Raw genomic sequence first — 18,888 nt, 5'->3', positions numbered from 1 at the left:
TAAAATAATGAAGCAAAATTACAGATATTATTTTAACTAACAGTGTTAATTATTGAATACAACAAAGTCCTTTTGTATTCAAGTGAAAATAATTAAATTGCAGTCTAAGTTTTTATTATGCTTACAAAAGAACAAATTGCCAAAAGAATTTCAAAAGAACTCAAAGATCGTTATTATGTAAACCTGGGAATTGGGATTCCTACTTTGGTTGCCAACTATGTTCCGGAAGGTATTTCCGTAGAATTCCAGAGTGAGAATGGAGTTTTGGGGATGGGACCTTTCCCTTTTGAAGGAGAAGAAGATGCTGATATCATCAATGCCGGAAAACAGACTATTACTATTTTAGAAGGAGGTTCATTCTTCGATTCAGCATTCAGTTTCGGGATGATCCGTGGTCAGAAAGTAGACCTTACCATCCTTGGAGCAATGGAAGTTTCGGAAAACGGAGATATTGCCAACTGGAAAATTCCCGGAAAAATGGTGAAGGGAATGGGAGGAGCAATGGATCTTGTAGCTTCTGCTGAAAATATTATCGTTGCAATGATGCACGTAAATAAAGCGGGAGAAAGTAAAATCCTTAAGAAATGTACACTTCCTTTAACAGGAGTTAACTGCGTGAAAAAAGTGGTTACTGAACTAGCTGTTCTAGATGTAACTCCGGCTGGTTTCAAACTGGTGGAAAGAGCACCGGGAGTTTCAGTAGAAGATATTATTAAAGCTACAGAAGCAGATCTGATTATTGAAGGAGAAATTCCTGAAATGCAGTTCTAATCTGATTATAATATAAAATTTCGGCCTCACAAAGTGAGGCCGAAATTTTTATAAGACATAGAGATAAAAGCGATATAGGAACTTGTAGCGTCAAAAAAATAACTCCTGTGAACGTTAAGAAAATTCTATTGTCCGAAGCGCGACACGGACTTAGAACTGATTCAGCAATAATGCTTTCGCGCAAGTTTAGAATTTTTAGAGAACAGGAATTATTTTTAGCGAAGAGGTCCAAGTCTTGAATTTTTGTTTCAAGACAAAAGAAATTAAAACCCAACAAAAAAAGCTGCCTCATCATGAAACAGCTTCTATATTTAGTCTAATATTATCTTATTATTTCCCATCCTGCGCCCCAAACACCTTCTGCAAAATGCTTGTCGTTCTCATTGCCGGAGTATTTCTGATTCCGCTTTCTTTATCGGCAACCATTTTGAATACACCGTTGATGGTTTCTGTAGTAACATATTCGTTAAGATCTGTTGTTACAGATTGTCCTGTAAAAGTATTGTATTTTGAAATCAGGTTTTTCCAAAGCGTATCAGCACCTACTTTTCCTAATGATGCCTTTACTTTAGGCTGGAAAGCACTGAACAGCTGGCTCTGGGTTTTCCCCTGAAGATAACTTGTTGCTGCATTATTACTGCCCAATAAAATATTCTTGGCATCTGTAATCGTCATAGAAGTGATGGCATTGGTGAAAATAGGAGCGGCTTCTGTTACGGCATCTTCAGCAGCTCTGTTTAATAATTTTACGCCTTCATCAGCAAGACTTCCCATACCGATGGAACGTAAAGTGGTGTCGATCTTCCTTAATTTTTCTGGCATTAAAATTTTTACCGCTTCATTTTTGAAAAAACCATCTGTAATTGCCAGCTTTTTGACTCCATCTGTTACTCCCATACTTAAGGCTTCTTTTAATCCTGAAGAAATCTGGGTAGAGGTAAGGTTTCCAAGATTAGCAGATGATTTATTAGTCTGAGTGGAAGTTGTTGTTGTGGTGGTAGTTTTAGTACCATTATTTTTTACGGGAACATTTAGATCTACGCCTGTTTTATCTTTAACGGCAGATTTTATGATATCGAAAATTTGTGCCTGTGTTGACATTGAGAATAATAATCCGACTGCCAGAAAAAAGTTTTTTTTCATCCTATTTTTTTACAAATTTAAATCTTTTAATTTTTTTAAGTCGTTTAATTTGATCAAAAAACAAACCATAATGTCCAGAATATAATAGAATAATATCTAAGAAAATAATTTAGCAAACTGTAAATTGTTCATTCACAAATTTAAGATGTCTAAATTTTGTTTTAAAAAGACTTCAGGAGTTTTGAAAAATAATTATCTTAGCTCAAACCTTAATTCCATCCAATGATACGGACTTTTTTAGTATTTTTTGTATTGATTTCAAACGTAATTTTTGCCCAGAATAAATTGAATCTAATCCCTTACCCTCAAAAAGTTGAATTTTCACAGGGTGAATTTATAATGCCAGAAACCCTGTCATTAGCTGGCAATTTACCAAAAGAAGAAACAGGGTTCTTTAAGAAAAGGTTAGGTTCTGGGTTTAAATTCCAAGAGATTCAAAAAGATGGTGGAAGCCACTTGACCTATTCTATAATTCCTGTAGCTCCAACAGATGCAGAACAGAAAAAAGAGTATTATTCAATAGAAATTTCTCCAAAACAGATTCATATAAAATCTTATACTAAACAAGGTTATTTTCTGGCAATGCAAACATTGATTCAGGTTTTTGAGCAATATAAAGAGAGTAAGAAAATTCCGGCTTTAAAAATCGAAGATCAGCCAAAGTTTGCATGGAGAGGAATGCATCTGGATGTCTGCCGCCATTTTTTCACGGTGGAAGAGGTGAAGCAGTATATAGACTATCTGGCGATGTACAAGCTGAATACTTTCCACTGGCATTTAACAGACGATCAGGGATGGAGAATTGAAATTAAAAAATATCCAAAACTGACTCAGATAGGTTCAAAACGTAAAGAATCCATGATTGGAGCTTATGTTGATAATACTTTTGACGGGAAACCTTACGGACCTTATTTTTATACTCAGGAACAAATAAAAGAGGTTGTAAAATATGCTCAAGACAGACACATCACAGTGGTTCCAGAGATAGAAATGCCGGGGCATGCTTTGGCTGCATTATCTGCATATCCTGAACTGGCCTGTACAAAAGGCCCTTTTGAAGCTGCTACGAAATGGGGTGTTTTTGATGATGTTTTCTGCCCGAAAGATGAAACATTTACATTCCTGGAGAACGTTTTGGATGAAGTGATCAAGTTATTCCCATCCCAATACATTCATATTGGCGGTGACGAGTGTCCGAAGACGAGATGGAAAGAATGTGCACACTGCCAGGAATTGATTAAGAAAAATAACTTAAAAGATGAACATGGCTTACAAAGCTATTTTATTCATAGAATTGAAAAATACGTCAACAGCAAAGGCCGAAAAATTATTGGCTGGGACGAAATTTTGGAAGGAGGACTGGCCCCGAATGCTGCTGTAATGAGCTGGACTGGTGTCAACGGAGGTATTGAAGCTGCAAAATCAAAACACTTTGCTGTAATGACACCGGGTGCATATTGCTATTTCGACCATTATCAGGGCGATCCGCAGTCTGAGCCTAATGCTTTTGGAGGGTTTACTCCTTTAGACAAAGTATATTCTTACAATCCTATTCCTTCCGAACTGAATGCAGAGCAAGCTAAATATATCATGGGAGTTCAGGCTAATTTGTGGACGGAATATATTTTAGATTTCAAGCATGTACAATATATGATTTTCCCAAGATTAATGGCACTTTCTGAAGTGGGGTGGGGAACATCAGACCCTAAAAATTATAAAGAGTTTGAAAACAGGGTGATCAATCAGTTTAAAGTTCTGGATAAAATGAAGGTAAACTATGCAAGAAGCATTTACAATATCACCGGAAAAGTAATTCCCTCAAATAACGGAATTGCTTATGAACTGTCTACCTCACAGAATTCAAATGGAATCAGATATACTTTGGATGGAACAGATCCTACCGTCAATTCTAAAACGTATCAGAATGCGGTTCAGATTCCTAATTCTTTAACGATTAAATCTGCTTATTTTGAAGAGGGTCAGCTGAAAAGCGCTGTTTCTACACAACAGTTTACGATTTCAAAAACCACAGGGAAAAGCATAAGCCTTGAACAGCAGCCAAGTGAAAATTATTCTTTTGGAGGTGCTTTTACTTTGGTAGATGGTATTATCGGAAATGTAAAACAGCTTGGTAAAACATGGCTTGGTTTTCAGGGGAAAGATGTTGTGGCAACGATAGATTTTGGTCAGAAAACAGCTTTTTCAGAAGTTTATTTCAATACCCTTGAAAATAAAGGAAGCTGGATTCACCTTGCGAAATCCGCAAAGATTTTTGTTTCTGATGATAATAAAAATTTTAACCTTATTAAAGAAATCGGAACTGCAGAGATCCAGAATGCCAAAGGAAAAATCAGATTGAATGTAGGAACACAGAATGCAAAATACCTGAAAGTAAGTATAGAAAATGCAGGCATCATTCCGGCAGGAAATCCTGGAGCAGATTCAAAAGCTTGGCTGTTTGTAGATGAAATTGGAGTAAATTAGCCTTAATATTATCAAAACTCATGTACAAATCAATTTTCTTCATTTTATCATTTTTTTTTATGTTCTCATGTAAGCCTGAGAATGTAAAAGCAAAAGAATTTAAAATAGGAAAAATTAGTTTTAATTATCCTTCTGATTGGAAATTAATAGAACCAAAGATGATTGATTCTTATAGTGCATATTTAACTAATAATGAAGATACTATATTTATAAATTATGGAAGATATAATCATAAAATTTACAAAAATAAATTAAGTGAAAATTTAAGGGAACAAATTGAAATAAATGGGAGAGAAGCAGTCATTGAAATTCCAGATTCCAAACAAGGATTTTATAATATTTATGTTCCAAAATTAGATTCATTAGATGGAGTTATTATATCCTCATCTCTATTAAAAGATAGGGAAAAAGTTGCTGCAATATTATCTGGTTTTAAAATAGACAATATTGGCAATTCAAATATTTTAGATAAGAAGAATTTCTCAAACAAAAACAAAGAAACCGGATTAACTAATTATGAATACAATTGCCTAAGCTGTCACTCTGAAAATAATCGAGTTATTGGTAGGTCATTAGATAAAGCTTTTATAAATTCCAAAAGCAGTGAATGGTTGACAAACTATCTATACTCAGATAAAAAAAATTATTATACTGATATTAAATGCTTTCAATTTGATAAAAAAGATTCGATATTAGTAAATCAAATGGTAAATTACCTAAAACATTAATAATACTGCAGTTAACATTGTATTGGTAAAATGCGGAGTTTATAACGGAATTGAAATCCACACCTTTCCAGCCGTCGCTATTTTTCCATTCCACATATTTTTGTAATTTAGTTAATAAATATCAGTTATAGTTGATTTAAAATTGAACTGAAGCTCATTTTTCTCCCGTACTTCGTCAATTAGAAATAAAAAAATGCAGAACGATACCATACTTTCTTCCGAATTTTCATCACCGGATCTGGTAGAAAAGCTGTATCAATATGGTACAACGAAAAATTACCATGAAGGAGATATCATATTAGATGAAAATGCTTCCATCCGTTCTATTCCTATTGTGATGAAAGGAATGCTGAAAGTGATCAGAACTGAAGAAGACGGACGTGAAATTTTACTGTACTACATCAAAGCGGGAGAAAGCTGTATCATGTCTTTTCTTGGCGGAATGCATAATGAAAAAAGCATCGTAAAAGCCGAAATTGAAGAAGATGCAGAAATCCTTTTTTTACCGGTAGACAAAGTCTCTTTATTCATCAAAGAGCACCCGGAATGGTTAGACTATATTTTCAGATTGTATCATAAAAGGTTTGAAGAACTATTGGATATCATCAATGCAATTGCTTTCAAAAAAGTAGATCAAAGACTGTTGAATCTGCTGCAGAAAAAATCAGAACTTACCCACTCTGAAACCATAAACACTACTCATGAACAGCTTGCAAATGAGCTGGGAACTGCAAGGGTAGTCGTTTCCAGACTCCTGAAGCAGCTTGAAGAAGACGGAAAATTAAAGTTGGGCAGAAACAAAATTATCCTCCTGAAAACCCTCAATTCATAAACGATACCTCATTTTAATGAAGGGCACTCACATTCCCCTCCCTTGGAGGGGTGGCGAAAATTCAGAGAATTTTTGACGGGGTGGTCAACCTGTCATTGCAAACCAAAGGAGAACCAACCTCGGGTATTTCCTTGTGTCCTTTGTGAACATATTAGTGTTCATTCGTGTTAAATCTTTCTTATGTAACAAAAGTAGCTGTAGCCTTCCTTTCACTTTCCCATTTTTGCATCAGAATATTTGAATAGTAAAATGGAAATTATAGGATATACAGCAGCAGTTTTAATCGGGGTTTCTCTCGGTTTGATCGGAGGTGGGGGAAGTATTCTCACCGTTCCGGTCCTTGTTTATCTCTTTGGTCTCGATGCCTTTCTGGCAACGGAATATTCCCTTTTTATAGTGGGAATAAGCAGTCTTGTTGGATCTGTTTCGTATTTTAAAAAAGGATTGGTCAATTTTAAGATGGCAATGATATTCGGAATTCCTTCTGTGCTTTCCATCTTTTTAACCAGAATATACCTTCTCCCATTCATTCCGGAAGAGGTATTCAGGATACAGAACTTTACCATTACCAGAAACATTTTTTTATTATTGATTTTTGCAGGCCTGATGATTCTGGCTTCTTATAAAATGATAAAAAGCAATACTTCAGAAAAACTGTCAGAAAGAACTACAGATAAGAATAATACTTTGCTGGCAGCAGGACAGGGCTCTGTTGTAGGTGTTCTAACCGGATTGGTGGGAGCGGGAGGTGGTTTTATGATTATTCCGGCATTAGTTAACCTTTTAAAAATTCCAATGAAGATTGCAATAGGAACTTCTTTAGTCATTATATCCTTCAATTCTTTGATAGGCTTTTTCACTTCTGTAAATCACATGAAAATAGAATGGGAACTGTTGATTTCTATCGCTGCAATTGCCGTTGCAGGAATTATAATAGGCTCACAGTTATCAAAAAAGGTAGATGGCAAAAAATTGAAACCTGCATTCGGATGGTTTATCCTGATTATGGGTATTTACATTATTGCTAAAGAAATATTCCTTTAAATCTCTTATGTAACAAAAGTAGCTGTAGAGGAAAAAAGAAAGCGGGAGATTTGTATCAGATAACAACATCAAAAAATAGAGACAATGAAAATAGAACAGATTTATACAGGATGCCTGGCACAGGGAGCTTATTATATTACCTCAGCAGGAGAGGCGGCAATTATTGATCCCTTAAGAGAAACACAACCTTATATCAACAGATTGCGAGAAGATGGAGTACAATTGAAATATATTTTTGAGACGCACTTTCATGCTGATTTTGTCAGCGGACATCTTGATTTAAGCAGTAAAACCGGAGCTCCAATTGTATATGGCCCGACCGCAAAACCTGAGTTTGAAGCCATCATTGCAGAAGATCATCAGATATTTGAAATAGGAGATATTAAAATCAAAGTTCTTCACACACCGGGACACACACTTGAGAGCTCATGTTATCTGTTGATGGATGAAAATGGAGATGAAAAATTGCTATTCAGTGGAGATACTTTATTTCTGGGAGATGTAGGCCGTCCGGATCTTGCACAGAAAGGTGCGAATATGACCCAGGAGGAACTGGCAGGACTTTTATATGAAAGTTTGTACCATAAAATTTTGCCTTTAGATGATGATATTACAGTATATCCTGCTCATGGAGCTGGCTCAGCCTGCGGTAAAAATATGCAGAAAGAAACGGTAGATACACTGGGAAACCAGAAAAAGACCAATTATGCTTTGAATCAAAAGGACAGACAGAGTTTTATAAAAGAAGTAACAGATGGACTTCTGCCTCCTCCTGCTTATTTTGGAATGAATGTTATGATGAATAGAAAAGGATACAGCAGTTTTGATGAAGTTCTTTCACAAGGATTGCATGCACTGGCTCCGGAGCAGTTTGAGGAAATTGCTGAAGCTTCAGGAGCTATGATTTTAGACGTGAGAGACAATCATGAATTTGCCAAAGGTTTTATCCAACAGTCGGTCAATATAGGACTGGACGGTGATTTTGCTCCTTGGGTAGGTGCTTTAATTGCTGATGTGAATCAACCTATTCTTCTGGTAACGGAAAAAGGAGCCGAAGAAGAAGTGGTAACGAGATTAAGCAGAGTAGGATTTGATCATATTTTAGGATTTTTGGAAGGTGGTTTTAAAGCCTGGGAAGAGAGCGGAAAAGAAACAGACTTTGTCAACCGTATTTCTGCAGAACAGTTTGAAACCGAAATAAAAGACAAAGAAGTAAAAATCATTGATATAAGAAGGGAAAGTGAATATAATGTAGAACACATTCATGAAGCGTACAGCATGCCTTTAGCGTATATTAATGATTGGATTAATCGCTTACAGCCGGAAGAACACTTTTACATGCATTGCGGAAGCGGATACAGAAGTACAATGGCTGCAAGTATCCTTCAGGCAAGAGGATATAGGAATTTTACAGAAATTGAAGGAGGTTTTAAAGCTATTTCATTGACAAGCATTCCTAAAAGCGATTTTGTGTGTCAAACTAAAATTTTAAATAAATTAGATTAAAAAAAAGAGATGTTGGAGATTATAAAAGAACCGTGGCCATGGTATATTGCAGGTCCATTGATTGGACTTACCGTTCCCGCCTTATTATTGATGGGAAATAAATCCTTTGGAATAAGCTCTTCGCTGAGGCATATCTGTGCAGCCTGCATACCCGCCAATGTGAATTTTTTCAAATACGACTGGAAAAAAGAAGCCTGGAATTTATTCTTTGTAGCTGGAATTTTTTTCGGAGGAATGATTGCAGCTAATTTTTTGGTTAACCCCAATGAAATAACAGTAAATCCCAGCCTGAAAACGGAATTGGCAGGCTACGGAATTACAGATTACAGCAATCTGGTCCCGGGACAGCTCATGAACTTTGAAAGCTTGTTAACCTTGAGAGGATTTATCACAATGGTTGTTGGCGGTTTTTTAGTAGGTTTCGGAACAAGATATGCAGGAGGATGCACCAGCGGGCATGCCATCATGGGACTTTCCAATTTGCAGTGGCCTTCTTTGGTAGCAACAATCTGTTTTATGATCGGAGGTTTCTTAATGGCCAATCTTATTCTGCCAGTGATCCTTTCCCTGTAGGTATAATTTAAAAAAGAATTTAAAATGATAAAAGAAAAAGAACAGGATATACGTCATCAGGATGCTGTTTGTGTAAACGAAAGTACACTTACTCACCGATGGTATCACAACCTGAAGTACCTTGCTGCGGGAATTATTTTCGGAATTATTTTCGTGAAAGCAGAAGTGATCAGCTGGTTCAGAATACAGGAAATGTTCCGTCTGCAGTCTTTCCATATGTACGGAATCATTGGGAGTGCCGTGTTGGTAGGAATGATTTCTGTGTGGCTGATCAAAAAATTTAATATCAGGACAATATATAGTGAACCTATTACCCTGACGCCTAAAAAGTTCAATAAAGGCCAGATTTATGGAGGGTTGATATTCGGTTTTGGCTGGGCCATTACCGGAGCCTGCCCGGGACCTCTTTTTGCTCAGATCGGAACAGGAGCTTTGGCAGTATCTGTTACCCTGTTGAGTGCAATTGCCGGAACATGGGTATATGGATATTTCAGAGATCAATTGCCCCATTAGTACCTTAAAAAAGACTGCAGAAAATGATCTACAGTCTTTTTTAAGTATAAAATTATGAGTAAATGAAGTTCTCCGCTCCTAAAGCCATATAAAGATTAATGCGCTCTATTCTGTACTGAAGTTCCAGACTGATGAGGTTCATTTCATTTTTCAGGAGATCCCTCTGTTTACGGATCAGTACAAAGCTGTTGTTGGTACCTACCTTTATTTGTTTTTCGGTGAGGGTAATATTTTTTTTCATTTCATTGACAGCATTGGTAGTATAGGTCATCTGTTTTTCAAGAGAACGCAGATTGGCTAAAGAAGATTCCACTTCGTTCAAAGCATTCAGGACAGCTTTTGAATATTCTTCAACAACCTGTTTCTGCTGAGAATTTTTAATCTCTACATTCTTTTTTAACTTTCCGCTGTTGAATAAAGGTGAAACTAATCCTCCGCCCACTTTTAATAACGGATTGGAAAATAAAGAATTGATAGATTCCACATTACTTCCGGCAGAGCCAAAAGAGGTGCTTATACTTAATGAAGGGAGTCTTGCTGCTTTTGCCTGCTGTACTTCATAAAAAGCCTTTTCAATCTGAAAATGATTAGCCTGTATGTCTGATCTGTTCTCTAAAAGCTCAAGCGGAAAAGATTCGGGAATACCGTTGGTTACAGCATTAAAAAAATTCTGAGTAGCCAGTTTTCCTTCCGGATATTTTCCGGTGAGCAGTTCCAGTGATCTTCTGGATTGTGCATTTGCGTTTTTTACTTTTTCCAGATAACCTTGCAGGGAAATAATTTCTGCTGTTATATTGGAGATATCCAAAGCATTTGCCGTTCCAATTTTCTTTTGAATGATGTACAACTTTTCCAGATCTTTAGACTTCTGAATATAACTTTCAATTTTATCTTCGTGAATATTTCCCGCAATATTCAGAAAATAAGATTTAGCAATCATCCCTGCAATAGATTGATGCAGCAAGGTATTCTGATGTTTTGCAGAAAAATAATTGCTGGTGCTTGCCATCTGTGAAGATTTATTTTTACCCCAAAGGTCAATCTCCCAGTTGGCTTTTAACGCAAGACGCTGAATCTGGGTATTGCTGACTAAATTATTGGAAGTATTGGCTACTGCATTTACACTCGGATAAAGATCACTTCCGGCAATTTCCATGGCCAGCTCAATCTGATTCAGTTTTTCCTTCGCAATAATAAGATCGGCATTATAACGCATTCCTTCATTGATCAGCGCTTCCAGCTGAGGAGTTTTAAGATCATTGATCCAGTCATAGGAAACTGATCTTGAGTTCGCTTTTCTGTCGAAGATCCATTCATCCGGGATTTCTATATGAGAAGCAATTTCACTTTTTTCTTTAAGCTGGTCTATATTTTCCTTTGTGAGCTCTTTATAACCGATGCATGAACTTAAACTTACGGAAAGTACACCCAATAAAATTAATTTCTTGTACATGTTAATGAAGTTTAGGAATCAGATAGTTGATTTTACTGTTGACACGTACCATTACTTTTCGGATGAGATGAAGTGGTTTGATATGGTCAGAATAAATGACAGCCGTTCCTCTTGCACCAACGGTAAGCTGTTTCTGATTGTCTTCCAATACAAACTTGGCAATAAGTTTTCCATCCGTTTCAGGCAATTGTCTGGCTGTGTCAGGAAGTCCCGCTGTAGAACCGTTTCCCCCAAGCATTCCTCCTGCATTATTCATAATTCCCTGGCTGGTAGCATCAATTACATATTCAAGTCTGGCTTTCACAACTTTTCCCGGTTCTGTTTTAAGAGCTAATTCAACCTCATTACCTTTTTTTACCGTTTCCAGTTCGTTCTGGGCAAAAAATCCAATCACAGACTGCTGCTTCTGAATCAGTACGAATGCAGATTTAAAAGGTGCCATGATCGCTCCTTCATTCAGCTGAACATTGGGAATCACTCCATCAGTAGGAGCAAGAACAACGGTTTGCGAAAGGTTCCATTTTGCCTGGTCCAGTTTTGCCTGAATTTCAGATACTGAAGAATTTTCTCCACCATAAGATGCATTGGACTTCGTTTCCAAAGATTGCTGCTGTGACTGTGCGGCACTGATTCTGGATTGGAGATCATTTACATTGGTAACAGCCTGCTCAAGATCAAATCTGTTGGCTGCTCCGGCTTCCACCAGTTCCTTATACTGAGCTACTCTTTTATTAGCCAGATCCAGTTGTGACTGTAAACCTGCAATATTTTTTCTGGAAGCTGAGATATCTGTATTATAAGAACTTACCGTAGCTTTCATATTGCTTAGTTTGGCCTCCAAAGATTTTATTTCCTGTACATAAGGCTCTCTGTCCAGTACAAATAAGGTATCTCCTTTCTTTACTTCCTGGTTGGTCGTTACATATACCTTTTTCACTTTTCCTAAAACCTGAGTGGTAATATCCACACTTCGGTTTCCTACTTTTACATCAGATGTAATAGGGCAGTAGTAATTTAAGCTTAATATCAAAGCAATAGATCCGAAGATAGGTAGTGAATATACTACCACCTGTGTGGTAAAGGTCCAGGGGATTAGTTTTAATTTTTTAATAAGAAGCCAGCATATTCCGGCATATATTGCGACTAGTAATTCAAGCATGTTTTTTAATTTTCGAGGGTTTTAAATTCTTCTTCTGTGATTTCCGTATCTTCTTCAGGTGCATTTTGGCTGCCATAATCATAGTTGGCCCAGATTAAAGCAACCGGCCATAAAAGGCCTCCAAAAACAAGGGAAAGGAGGCACATACTTTTTATGGCGTTCAGTTGAGGATGTTTCTTTTTTTCTGCTACTTTTTCCGGATAAATATGAACTTTCCAGAAGAGATAAATGCCTGCAAGAGGTAAAACAAGTAAAATTAACCATGATGCAGCATTCGCTATATTGTCTTCTAAATTGCCTGTTGATGCCTGAACAAAATTGCATGAAAATAACAGGCAAAGAAGTAAGGATGTTCTTTGCATAAAATAATTGTATAAGGTAATAATGAAATGTAAACAAGGTGGTAACCGGCCGTCAGTAATTATACGCTTGGTTACTATGAATCTTAAGAAAGATTAAAGATGATTCAACAATAAGGTGTCTTTTTAGATGATATTTTTCTCATTTTGCTTTTAATTGTTTGGGTAACAGTATTTTCAGTAAGCAAAAATAGAGTGAATAAAGTGAGAAAAAGTATTCCTAAGTTATTTTTTTCTTTCGTTCCTTTTTTTATGGATGCGGGCTGTCATCCTCGAGAGAGAATTGGGAGTAATGCCCAGAAAATTGGCAATATACTTTCTGTTGGCATTCTGTGAAGTAAAAGGGCGGGTTTCCAGAAACTCTTCATATCGAGAGTGCGGAGAAGTAGAGCAAAACTGTTCTGTACGTACTTTTAATGTGCTGATAATCTGTTTTAAAGATTTGAGATACACATTATAAATACCTCTGTGCTGAAAAGCGGCTTCTTCAAATTCACTCTTGTTGAACAGGAAAATCTGGCTTTCCAGTACGGCTTCTATCGTGTATTTTCCTTCGTTTTCATTAGCATAAGATTCCGGGCTTTCCATAATGACAGCTTCCTTTTCAGAAGGGAGAAAAAGATTGCTTTCAACCCCGTTTTCATCATCAAAGAAAAACCTTAATAATCCATGGGAAAGAATAAATAATTGATTGAAAGACTTACCGGGTTCTGCCAGCTTCTCTTTTCTTCGGAGCAGTTTTGGGGTACTGATATTGACCAAAATAGTAATTTCCTCATCAGAGAGTTCCTGAAAGAAAGAGATATTTCTGAAAGTTTTAAATGAGTCCATTACAGCAGTAAAGATAAATAAAAATAATACACAGATATTCATTGAGCAGCCATGAGGATTTCATGGAAGTTTTTTTTAGATTTGTGAGCATTATACAATTTGAGATACCATGAACAATAACCGAAGAAGTTTTATAAAAAAACTGGGAATTGCAACAGCCGCACTTGCCGTAAATCCATTAGACCTGATGGCTGCTGAATTACCCGAACCCACTGCTAAAGCTGTCAACAAACCGATTGTCCTTTCTACCTGGAATTTCGGATTAAAAGCTAATGAAGAAGCATGGACAATCCTAGGAAAAGGAGGAAAAGCTTTGGATGCGGTTGAAAAAGGAGTTCGCCTTGTAGAATTAGATCCTAAAGAAAGAAGTGTAGGATATGGTGGCCGTCCGGACAGAGATGGAAGAGTAACGTTGGATGCCTGTATCATGGATGAAAATTATAATATTGGTTCGGTAGCATGTCTGGAGCATGTGAAAAACCCTATTTCTGTTGCCAGAGCAGTAATGGAAAAAACACCCCACGTGATGCTGGTAGGCGATGGAGCATTGCAGTTTGCCCTTTCGCAGGGATTTAAAAAAGAAAATCTTCTTACTCCGGAATCTGAAAAAGAATGGAAAGAATGGTTAAAAACCAGCCAGTATAAACCCATTGCCAATATTGAAAACCACGATACCATTGGAATGATCGCATTGGATGCTCAGGGAAACCTTTCCGGTGCATGTACAACCAGCGGAATGGCCTTTAAAATGCATGGCAGAGTAGGAGATTCCCCAATTATCGGAGCAGGTCTGTTCGTAGATAATGAAGTAGGAGCAGCTACAGCAACAGGCCATGGTGAAGAAGTCATAAGAACGGTAGGAACCCATCTTGTGGTGGAACTGATGAGACAAGGCAGAAACCCGCAGGAAGCGTGCAAAGAAGCAGTGGAAAGAATTGTGAAAATTAATCAGAGAAGAAACAAAAACCTGAAAGATATTCAGGTAGGTTTTATTGCGATCAATAAACAGGGAGAATATGGATCTTATTGTATTCAGGACGGATTCAATTTTGCCGTGTATGATCAGAAAGGAAACCGCCTTGAAAAACCTGAATTTGCTTTGAAATAATTAAAAAATTCAATAGAAATGGGCTTTAGCCCATTTAAACAAATCAATGAAGACCTATTGGCTTTAGCCAAAACTTAGAATATGAAAAGAACAATCATCGCTTCCTTATTTCTCATTATTGCTTGCAAGGAAGAAAAGAAGGAGATTAAAACACAGCAGATACAAGAAAAAGTAGTTTTAAATAATGAGTCCAATGAAGCAGAAGAAGCCCAAAAATGGCTGAAGACAAGCATTGTGAACTACTTTAAAGCTGATATCGGAAGTGAAGAAAAGAATATGCAGAAGATCACAACCAAAGACTATTTCGAGTATAAAACAGATGCAACGAATGTAGATATGGACGTAGATGGAAGTCTGACTGAAAAAGAATTTCAGGATAAATGGAAATCGAAATTTGATACCAATAAAGCAGGAATTGGAGTGGGTTTCCTGATTACAGCGCAGGACTGGGATAAAATTGAAGTCGGGAGCTGTGATTTAAAATCTTCCTCAAAAGATGAATATATCTTTAATGTAGTGTTGACTGATAATAGTTTTAAAGCTAAATATCCGTCAGTAATAAAAGTAGTAAAACAAAACGGTTCTTTTCTGATCGCAGATGTATTGCAGGACGAACCAAAGTAGAATTAAACAGATACATACAATGTCAAAAATAGAAATAGCGTGCTTTAATCCTGAATCAGCAATGATTGCTTTTGAAAACGGAGCAGACAGAATAGAATTATGTGACGGCCTAAGTGAAGGAGGAACCACTCCCGACTTTGAAACGATGAAAAAGCTTCGTGAAAAAATTAATATCCCGATTTTTGTAATGATCCGCCCCAGAGGAGGTGATTTTACCTATTCGGATTCAGAATTTGAACAGATGAAAAATGATCTGGTTCATCTGAAATCTTTACAGGCAGACGGTTTTGTATTTGGTATTCTCAACGAAAATGATGAGGTTAATGTTGAACAGAATAAAGCTTTGGTTGAATTAGCTGCTCCGCTTCCATGTACGTTTCACCGTGCCTTTGACCGTACTGCAAACCTGGAAGAATCTTTAGAAAAAGTAATTGAATGTGGCTTTACAACCATTCTTACCTCTGGCCAGAAACCCAATGTATCAGAAGGAAAAGAAAATCTGAAAAAACTGGTTGAGCTTTCCAATGGAAGAATAGAAATCCTTGTTGGAGGCGGACTTCGTTCATCCAATATTGAAGAAATAAGAGCTGTTACCAATGCAGGGTATTTCCATTCCTCAGCCATTACGGATGGTGGTGCTTTTGCGAACCCGGCTGAAGTGGTTGCGTTGAAGAGTAAGTAATCTAGCTATATTTTGAAAGTAATTTAAACGCAAAGTTTAAAAATAAAACTGTAATATAATTTGAGGAAGCAAAGAAATGCGGCAAAGCCGCTGATTAAGCTTATGGATAAAAACAGCAACTTCATACAATCGATTGAAAATCGATTCTGCCTTAGCTCCCTTAAAATATTCGATAACAGAAATAAATACTTTGCGTTTAAAGTAAATAATTAAAATACAAACACACAAATGAATGACCGAAAACGAATTATCCTACAAAATAATAGGAGCTGCTATAGAAGTACATAAAACCTTAGGAGTGGGTTTGTTAGAAAATGCATATGAAACAGCTTTAGCTTATGAACTAAAAATGCAGGGACTTAGTGTTAAGCAACAGTTATCCTTACCTTTAAAGTATAAAGAAGTATTTATAGAAAATGCATACAGAATTGACTTGATTGTAGAAGATAAAGTCATTGTAGAAGTGAAATCTGTAGTAGAATTACATCCTATTTTTCACTCACAGGTATTGACCTATCTGAAACAGACTAATATAAAATTGGGATTACTTATTAATTTTAATAATGAACTTATTAAATATGGAATCCATAGAATTGTAAACAAATTTATTGATGAATAGAACGATCCTTTTTGCTTTCCTTTTTATGCAGAATATCCTATGTGCACAGTTTTCCCAAAGAAACTTGTCTTCTGAGAACTGGCAGTTTAAAAATTCAAAAGATCAGAACTGGCTTCCTGCGAAAGTACCGGGAACCGTTCATTTGGATTTAATGGATAACAAGGTCATTCCTGATCCTTACAAAGATGAAAATGAAAAGAAAGTACAATGGGTGGAAAATGAAGATTGGGACTATCAGACTCAATTTACGGTTTCATCTCAGGAATTGAAAAATGATAATATTGATTTGGTCTTTAATGGGCTGGATACATTCTCAGAAATTTATCTTAATGGTAAACTGCTGAAGAAAACAGATAATATGTTCAGGAAATGGAATATTCCTGTGAAACAATATCTGAAACCGGGTAATAATGCATTACAGATTAAGTTTCAATCTGCTGTCAATACCGGAAAAGAACTGGCTAAAAAAGTTCCGTTTACCATGCCGGAATCGCCAAGAAGTTTTGTAAGAAAAGCACAGTATCAGTTCGGATGGGATTGGGGACCAAGATTGGTTACCGCCGGAATCTGGAAAGATGTCGCATTAGAATTCTGGAATAATGCCAAAATTATTACCGTTAAAGATATTCAGAGTAACTCCGAAAAAGCCTCTGATTTACATTTTGAAGTAGAAATTTATGCTCAAGATGCAGGAGACTACACCTTAGATCTTAATAAAATCCACAAAAAAATAACTTTAAAAAAAGGGATTAATACCATTACGGTTCCTTATGAAACAAAAGGGATGAAACTTTGGCAGCCTAACGGACGTGGCGAAACTAATCTTTATGATTTTAAAATAAAACTTTCAAAAGACCTTAAAAATATTGATGTTAAAGACATCAGGATAGGATTGAGAACTGTAGAATTGGTTCAGGAAAAAGACGAAAAAGGAAAGTCGTTCTATTTCAAAGTGAATGGAAATCCATTGTATATCAAAGGAACCAACTGGATTCCGGGAGACAGTTTTTCACCCAGAATGACCAAAGAAAAATATCAGAAACTGATCAAAGATACCAAAGACGCCAATATGAATATGATTCGTATCTGGGGTGGTGGTATTTATGAAGATGATGAATTTTACAAAGCCTGTGATGAAAACGGAATTTTGGTTTGGCAGGATTTTATGTTTGCAGGAAGTTTTTATCCTGCAGATGAAGCATTCTTAAACAATGTAAAAGAAGAAGTAAAAGATCAGGTCAACAGACTTCAGAATCATCCGTCCATTGCATTGTGGTGCGGGAATAATGAAATTGATGAAGCTATTGTCAACTGGGGATATCAGAAACAGTTCAACTATTCAAAAAATGATTCACTGCAGGTTTGGAAAGACTATAAAAAGTTATTCCATGATGTCATTCCCAATGCATTGGCAGAAAACCTGAAGTCAGATAAAAATATATACTGGCCAAGTTCGCCATCTATCGGTTGGGGGCATAAAGAAAGCCTTACAGAAGGAGATTCTCACTATTGGGGTGTTTGGTGGGGAGAGCAACCATTTGAAATTTACAACGAAAAAGTAGGACGTTTCATGTCTGAATATGGTTTTCAGGGAACGCCAAGTCTTGAAACTACAAAATCCATGTTTTCAGGAACTCCGGATTTAAATTTGCAAAATTCAACAATCAAAGCACATGAAAAGCATGCCCGAGGTTGGGAGATCATTAATGAATACCTGAAACGTGATTATAAAGTTCCAACAGATTTTGTACAGTATAATTATGTTTCACAGCTGCTGCAGGCTAGAGGTATGCAGATTGCCATTGAGGCTCACCGCCGTGCAAAACCTTACAATATGGGAACACTGTATTGGCAGCTCAATGACTGCTGGCCTGTCGTTTCATGGTCTTCCATTGATTATCTCGGAAACTGGAAAGCCTTCCATTATCAGGCAAAAAGAAGCTTTGAACCCGTTTTGGTATCAATAGCGGAAACCAATACAAGCTATGACGTTTATCTGATAAGTGACCTTATGAAAGAAATGAAAGTGGATACGAAGTTTGAGCTCATTGATTTTAAAGGAAAAACACTTTGGAAAGCCAATCAGTCAGACGTTGTAAATGCTGATGTAAGTAAGAAAATAAGAAGCATAAATAAATCAGAATTGGCACAGTTTAATCTGTCTGAAGCTGTTTTAAAGATCAGTTCCGAAAAGGATGCATCATTTCAAAAACTCTTCTTTTTTAATAAACCGAAAGACCTGAAACTTTCAAAACCAAATATCAAAATCAGAAAAATATCACCAGCTGAAATTGAAATATCAACAGATGTTCTGGCAAAAGATGTTTATTTAATAGGAGATACTCATTTCAGCGATAATTTTTTTGATCTGCTGCCGGGAACTTTAAAAAGAATAACGCTCTCAAAACCTTTGGGAAATGTAGAGGTGATGAGTCTTTGGGATGTAATGAAAAACTAAA

General features: G+C 36.5%; 18 protein-coding genes. 13 read left to right on the top strand and 5 right to left on the bottom strand.

What is annotated here, in order from left to right; genetic code table 11:
* The first annotated feature begins 117 nt into the window (after positions 1-117).
* Positions 118-771 carry a CoA transferase subunit B gene (locus LC457_RS13695; protein ID WP_002980639.1) on the top strand — a complete coding sequence of 218 codons (654 nt, stop codon included), beginning with the start codon at positions 118-120 and terminating at the stop codon, positions 769-771.
* 330 nt (positions 772-1,101) lie between these two features.
* On the opposite strand, the gene LC457_RS13690 is transcribed toward LC457_RS13695, so the two are convergent.
* Complete coding sequence (locus LC457_RS13690) at positions 1,102-1,914, bottom strand: DUF4197 domain-containing protein (protein ID WP_223600378.1); 813 nt, start codon at positions 1,912-1,914, stop codon at positions 1,102-1,104.
* A 222-nt stretch (positions 1,915-2,136) separates the two neighbouring features.
* On the opposite strand from LC457_RS13690, the gene LC457_RS13685 reads away from it, so the two are divergent.
* The 7 genes from LC457_RS13685 (at position 2,137) to LC457_RS13655 (ending at position 9,594) form a co-directional block, all read left to right on the top strand.
* Positions 2,137-4,398: a family 20 glycosylhydrolase gene (locus LC457_RS13685; RefSeq protein ID WP_223600377.1), complete on the top strand. Its 2,262-nt coding sequence runs from the start codon at positions 2,137-2,139 to the stop codon at positions 4,396-4,398.
* Positions 4,399-4,418: 20 nt separating this feature from the next.
* The gene (locus LC457_RS13680; RefSeq protein WP_223600376.1) at positions 4,419-5,126 is read left to right on the top strand and encodes a hypothetical protein; all 708 of its coding nucleotides are present in this window, start codon (positions 4,419-4,421) and stop codon (positions 5,124-5,126) included.
* A gap of 193 nt (positions 5,127-5,319) precedes the next feature.
* Positions 5,320-5,958, top strand: coding sequence for a Crp/Fnr family transcriptional regulator (locus LC457_RS13675; protein ID WP_223600375.1), 639 nt, complete (start codon positions 5,320-5,322; stop codon positions 5,956-5,958).
* Positions 5,959-6,207: 249 nt separating this feature from the next.
* On the top strand, positions 6,208-7,002 hold the full coding sequence (locus LC457_RS13670; RefSeq protein WP_223600374.1) for a sulfite exporter TauE/SafE family protein: 795 nt from the start codon (positions 6,208-6,210) through the stop codon (positions 7,000-7,002).
* A gap of 84 nt (positions 7,003-7,086) precedes the next feature.
* A complete protein-coding gene (locus tag LC457_RS13665; protein ID WP_223600373.1) occupies positions 7,087-8,508 on the top strand; it encodes a rhodanese-like domain-containing protein in 1,422 nt (473 codons plus the stop codon).
* Between the two features lie 9 nt (positions 8,509-8,517).
* Positions 8,518-9,081, top strand: a complete 564-nt coding sequence (locus tag LC457_RS13660) for a YeeE/YedE family protein (protein ID WP_223600372.1) — start codon at positions 8,518-8,520, stop codon at positions 9,079-9,081.
* 24 nt (positions 9,082-9,105) lie between these two features.
* A complete protein-coding gene (locus LC457_RS13655) occupies positions 9,106-9,594 on the top strand; it encodes a DUF6691 family protein (RefSeq protein ID WP_223600371.1) in 489 nt (162 codons plus the stop codon).
* 52 nt (positions 9,595-9,646) lie between these two features.
* On the opposite strand, the gene LC457_RS13650 is transcribed toward LC457_RS13655, so the two are convergent.
* The 4 genes from LC457_RS13650 to LC457_RS13635 all read right to left on the bottom strand — a co-directional run bounded on the left by LC457_RS13650 (position 9,647) and on the right by LC457_RS13635 (position 13,396).
* Positions 9,647-11,047: a TolC family protein gene (locus LC457_RS13650; RefSeq protein WP_223600370.1), complete on the bottom strand. Its 1,401-nt coding sequence runs from the start codon at positions 11,045-11,047 to the stop codon at positions 9,647-9,649.
* Between the two features lies 1 nt (position 11,048).
* Positions 11,049-12,206, bottom strand: a complete 1,158-nt coding sequence (locus LC457_RS13645; RefSeq protein WP_223600369.1) for an HlyD family secretion protein — start codon at positions 12,204-12,206, stop codon at positions 11,049-11,051.
* Positions 12,207-12,211: 5 nt separating this feature from the next.
* Positions 12,212-12,568: a DUF3302 domain-containing protein gene (locus tag LC457_RS13640; protein WP_223600368.1), complete on the bottom strand. Its 357-nt coding sequence runs from the start codon at positions 12,566-12,568 to the stop codon at positions 12,212-12,214.
* Between the two features lie 222 nt (positions 12,569-12,790).
* A complete protein-coding gene (locus tag LC457_RS13635; RefSeq protein WP_223600367.1) occupies positions 12,791-13,396 on the bottom strand; it encodes a Crp/Fnr family transcriptional regulator in 606 nt (201 codons plus the stop codon).
* 109 nt (positions 13,397-13,505) lie between these two features.
* Here LC457_RS13635 and LC457_RS13630 point away from each other — a divergent pair, with 109 nt between their 5' ends.
* The 5 genes from LC457_RS13630 (at position 13,506) to LC457_RS13610 (ending at position 18,887) form a co-directional block, all read left to right on the top strand.
* The gene (locus tag LC457_RS13630) at positions 13,506-14,504 is read left to right on the top strand and encodes an isoaspartyl peptidase/L-asparaginase family protein (RefSeq protein ID WP_223600366.1); all 999 of its coding nucleotides are present in this window, start codon (positions 13,506-13,508) and stop codon (positions 14,502-14,504) included.
* Between the two features lie 81 nt (positions 14,505-14,585).
* Positions 14,586-15,128 carry a hypothetical protein gene (locus LC457_RS13625; RefSeq protein ID WP_223600365.1) on the top strand — a complete coding sequence of 181 codons (543 nt, stop codon included), beginning with the start codon at positions 14,586-14,588 and terminating at the stop codon, positions 15,126-15,128.
* A 19-nt stretch (positions 15,129-15,147) separates the two neighbouring features.
* A complete protein-coding gene (locus LC457_RS13620; protein ID WP_223600364.1) occupies positions 15,148-15,810 on the top strand; it encodes a copper homeostasis protein CutC in 663 nt (220 codons plus the stop codon).
* Between the two features lie 232 nt (positions 15,811-16,042).
* Positions 16,043-16,429 (top strand): GxxExxY protein, encoded by a 387-nt coding sequence (locus LC457_RS13615; RefSeq protein WP_223600363.1) that lies wholly within the window; start codon positions 16,043-16,045, stop codon positions 16,427-16,429.
* A complete protein-coding gene (locus tag LC457_RS13610) occupies positions 16,422-18,887 on the top strand; it encodes a glycoside hydrolase family 2 protein (protein WP_223600362.1) in 2,466 nt (821 codons plus the stop codon). Before LC457_RS13615 ends, LC457_RS13610 begins: the two co-directional genes overlap by 8 nt.
* The last annotated feature ends 1 nt before the right edge of the window (position 18,888 follow it).

This window comes from Chryseobacterium sp. GVT01B (genome assembly GCF_019970045.1).
GTDB lineage: Bacteria > Bacteroidota > Bacteroidia > Flavobacteriales > Weeksellaceae > Chryseobacterium.
Note: the sequence above shows the minus strand (reverse complement) of the source record. Positions and strands in the feature narration are given on the sequence as shown.